This is a genomic window from Arcobacter sp. F2176, assembly GCF_004116465.1.
Taxonomy (GTDB): domain Bacteria; phylum Campylobacterota; class Campylobacteria; order Campylobacterales; family Arcobacteraceae; genus Arcobacter; species Arcobacter siniprincipis.
On record NZ_PDJV01000040.1, the window covers coordinates 1 to 4796 of the forward strand.

The window sequence follows — 4796 nt, forward strand, 5'->3', positions numbered from 1 at the left end:
GATTCTAAAAGATACTTGAATTTTACTCAAAATAAAAAGGAAATTGAAATGAAATAATATTTTTGTTTAATAAAATATAGACTCTTTTTAATTGTTTTTAAAGGTGGAAACTCAAACAGTTTCGGGCGTAACCGAAAATAAACATGTAACTTCCAGCTTCATCAAAGGCAGAAAGAAAAGACGATAGTTTTAACTGCTAGTTTATAAAGTAATATATAGACACCAAATAATATTGCTACATCTACAGAAGCCGAGCGTTTATTTTTCTCTTTTCTAAACAAGATTGATAACTGTGCGAGTGTTTAAAAGTTGCTAAATGCAAGTTTTAATAAACGAGTTTTAGCAATCAGAAAAGATAAAAATAATAAGTGAGGGAACCTTTGGCTTCGAAGCTGTAGTTGTTTTTGCTTACTTTTAGTCAATACAAAAGTAAGAAAGCGAAGAGGTTTACCTCTTCAAGAGAGTATATTAATTCTATACAAAAGTTAAATAGTGATATTTATATAGTATTTTTATAGTAAAATAAAATAGATTAATTTTATATGGCATAACTATACATAACATAAAAGGACATAAATGTATTCTAAAGAAATAATGGAGTTTGCACAGGAAGAAGAATTAAAATTAAGTAGTTTGGATAAGAGATCGACTAACGTAAATGATGGTAGAGATTCTGGACGAGATGAATTTATGAGAGATTATGCAAGAATTTTATATTCATCTTCATTTCGAAGATTACAAGGTAAAATGCAATTATTAGGAATAAATTCAACTAATTTTAATAGAAATAGATTAACTCATAGTCTTGAAGTCGCGCAAATTGCACGTTCAATTGCTCAGAATCTTGGTATAAAAATGACGGTTGTTACCGAAAGTTGTTCTTTAGCACATGATTTAGGTAATCCTCCATTTGGACATTATGGTGAAATTATATTAAACGAATTATCAGTTAATGTTGGTGGCTATGAAGGAAATGCACAAACCTTTAGAATACTAAAAAAATTAGAAAAAAAACATCATGCTTATGAGGGATTAAATTTAACGATTAGAACATTACTTGGTGTAACAAAATATTTTAATAGAGGTAATATTAAAAATAAAAAATTTTTATATGAAGATGATTATGATTTTTTAAAAAAAGAATTAGAAGAGAATAAAGTAAATGTCATAAAAAGTATAGATGCACAAATTATGGATATTTCTGACGAAATTGCATATGCTGCTCATGATTTAGAGGATGCATTAAGTTCGGGAATAATTAGCCTTGGTGAAATATTACATGAGTTTAAAATTAGTAAAGATTTCTCATGTGCTTATGATGAATTTTCTGAGATTACAAAAAAAGTACAAAAAACGGCATTAGAATGTAAAAAACTTGAAACATCGGAAGAATATTCAGCTGTTTTAAGAAAAGAGTTAACTTCTGAGATTGTAAATGTTTTGTGTAAAAAAATTTCAATTTTACATAAAAATAGTGGAAGTGAATTAGGATATGAAGGGAATAATAAACTGGCAGAAGGATTAAAGAAATTATTATTTATAACAATATTAAGAAAAAAAGATATTCAACACTATGAAAAAAAAGGTGAAAAAGTTATAAGGGGATTATTTGAAGTTTATACTGATTTGTCATATAACAAAGGCAATATTCTTTTACCTGCTGAATTACGAACTTTAGATTACCCTAATGTAAGACTTGTTATTGATTATATTTCTGGAATGATGGATTCATATGCTGAACAAGAATATATAAAATATTTTGGAAAAAGTTCGTTAGAACAATTATATTTTAAAAGTTGTTAATATAATAAATATTTTATTAAGCTATAATCAAAAGAAATAAAGGAAAACACTATGTCAGGAAAAATATCGAATCTTCTTATCTCAAAAAGTATTGAAAGCCCTATGCAAAATGTAAATCAAGTAGTATTAGAAGTTGGAAAAGGAATCTTTGGAGATAGATACTATAACCAAGAAGGGACATTTTCTAATAAAGGTGAGATAGAACCTGATAGAGATGTAACACTAATAGAAATAGAAAATATAAATGCACTAAATGAAGAACACAACCTTTCATTTACACCTGAAGACTTTAGACGAAATATCGCAGTTACAAATTGTGATTTAAACTCACTAGTTGGAAAAGAGTTTCAAATAGGTGAAGTAGTGTTAAAAGGTATTAGATTATGTGAACCTTGTAAATATATAGCTGAAAAACTGGACGAGAAAAAAACACTAACTCAAATGGTGCATAAAGCAGGGTTAAGAGCTCAAATTATCAAGGGTGGAAGCATAGACTTAAACTGCCAAATTGAAGTATTATAAGGATTACTCTCCTTATAATATTTATAAATCAAAAACTATATCAAAGCTAGAACCATCATCAAAAGAGTATTTAAACTGTCCAAATAGTTGACCTTTTACAATATTTGAAATAATCTGTAAACCTAAAGTTTGAGTGTTATTTATATCAATATCTTTATTTAGTCCTATTCCATTATCCCTTACACTCAAATAGCATGTTTTATCAATACATTTAAAAGATACATCAATTAGTCCATCTTTACCATTAAATGCATATTTAAAACAATTTGTTATCAACTCCGTTATAATAAGTCCACAAGGCAGTGCATGGTCGATATCCATATTGATATCATCAATATCATTATTTATTTTGACATAATTTGTTTTATTGTAACTGAGTTCTATATCTTTTGTTAGGTCATTTATATATTTTTTTAGTGATATAAAGCTTAAATTTTCTGATTCATATAGCTTTCTATGAAGTAATTCCATCACAAAGATTCTATCTTGGATATTTGTAAGAGAACTTTTTGTTTCCTCATTATTTATTTTTGATTTTTCTAGTTTTATTAGATTTATAGTGATAGCTAAATTATTTTTTACCCTATGATGAATCTCTTTTAATAAAGTCTCTTTTTCTTTTAAAGAATTTGTTAATTGTTTTGTTTTCTCTTCAACTTTTTTATCTAATTCATTGATGTTTTTTTCTAAAGAATCCAACATCTTATCAAAAGCATTTGCTAGCATGGCTATATCATCATTGCCTTTTAGATTATTTCTATGATTTAATTTCCCTTCATTTACTTGCTTTGAAGTATGTGTAAGAATATTTATACTTTTAAATAATCGTTTAAATAATAATGAACCAATTATAAGTGCAATAATAAAAGAAATAATCACAGCAGGTAAAACTTTTAACAATGAAGAATCGATACTTTGAATAAAATCCTTTTCATACACAGAAGTTATATAAAGAAATTTTTCTGTGGTATCACTACTTATTAATCTAACCCAAGTTAATGTGGGATAAATATAATTACCCGGATCTTCAGGCGAGTCAAGAAGGTGTTTGATAGGCTCTTTATCAATTGCTTCTAAAATCTGTTTTCCTGTTAAAAGTCCAGTTTTAGGAAATCTAAACTTTGATAATCTACTTAAACAATATTTTGTATTATATTCTGAGTTATCATTCTTATTATATAAGATTTTATTATCTTGAGCATTTTTGATATTTAACCACATCAAATAAGTCTTACCCTTATGAAATCTTTCCAATCTTGAAAAACTAGTTTGAATATCAGTTTTAATATTTAGTTCAAGACCTTTGCCTTTTATGGGCATTTTATCTATATCGCTTGAAATTATAAGATATTTATTTAACTTAATTAATTTTTTTGTATAAAAGAATTTTCTAATTCCAGAAGAACATACATATTCATTTTTTTCATCATATCTTAAAAACTCATCTTCTTTTAATTTATCTTTTATTTTAGAAAAGTCTTCTTTTTCTACTTGAAAGATTACATTTTTATTTTTATCTAAAATTGAAATATTAAATATCGCTTCTTTATTATTTGTCTTATATTTAATAGCTGAAAAATCTTTTATATTATTTGTTTTGTTTATTTTGTTATAAATTTTATTTGCTTCTAGTTCCATAATAGATTTTAATTTATCTCTTTTAATAATACCATTATTTTTGATTGCTTTTTCTGCAAGAATTAGTTGTTGAGTAGTTAGATATATGATATTTTCTATTTCATCAGATATGTGATTTTTTTGTTCATTTTGCATATTTGGAATAAGTTGTACTAATAATACACTTAATAAAAATAACCCTAATAGTATAAAGGTAATAAATATTTTTGTATTAAGAGAGTTTAGATTAACTTTAAACATCTATTTTATTTTCAACTTATATCCTAGTTCAAATATATTTTCAATAATATTGCTTCCAATTTTTATTTTTAATCTATAAATCAGCGTTCTTAATTTTGCTAAGTCATATGCATCTTCTCTCCAAATATAAGTGCTTATTCTATTAAAATTTACAGGTTCATTTGGATAGTCACTTAATAATTGAATAAGTTTTACTTCATTGCCTGTTAGTTTCAAAGGATTGTCTTTTTTGTATAAAATACCTTTTGTTTTATCAAAAGAGAAATTATCTTCTAAAAAGATGGTTTGTATATTTTTGTCTTTTCCTATTATTTCTTTATTTTTAAAAAAATAATTATGTTTATGTAGGGTTGTTTCGATGGTAGCTCTTATCTCTTCATCTCTACAAGGTTTAAGTAAATAAGCATAAGGCTCGCAAATCATTGCTTCTTTTATTGTTTTGTTATCTCCATATGAGGTTAAAAAGATAATTGGTACTTTATAGTATTGCCAGATGTATTTGGCTGCTTCTATTCCATTCATACTATCTTTTAGATTGATGTCCATTAATATCAGATCTGGATGATTTTTTTTTACATGTTCTATTGCATTTT

At 25.7% G+C, this 4796-nt stretch carries 4 protein-coding genes; 2 read left to right on the top strand and 2 right to left on the bottom strand.

Annotated elements, in window-relative coordinates:
* Positions 1-576 precede the first annotated feature (576 nt).
* Both dgt and CRU95_RS15945 read left to right on the top strand, forming a co-directional pair.
* A complete protein-coding gene (gene dgt, locus CRU95_RS15940) occupies positions 577-1803 on the top strand; it encodes a dGTP triphosphohydrolase (protein WP_129102099.1) in 1227 nt (408 codons plus the stop codon).
* Positions 1804-1854: 51 nt separating this feature from the next.
* Positions 1855-2325: an MOSC domain-containing protein gene (locus tag CRU95_RS15945; protein WP_129102100.1), complete on the top strand. Its 471-nt coding sequence runs from the start codon at positions 1855-1857 to the stop codon at positions 2323-2325.
* A 21-nt stretch (positions 2326-2346) separates the two neighbouring features.
* On the opposite strand, the gene CRU95_RS15950 is transcribed toward CRU95_RS15945, so the two are convergent.
* Positions 2347-4203, bottom strand: a complete 1857-nt coding sequence (locus CRU95_RS15950; protein WP_129102101.1) for a histidine kinase dimerization/phosphoacceptor domain -containing protein — start codon at positions 4201-4203, stop codon at positions 2347-2349.
* Positions 4204-4796 (bottom strand): response regulator (locus tag CRU95_RS15955; RefSeq protein WP_129102102.1); only part of this gene is annotated, 593 nt, incomplete at its 5' end.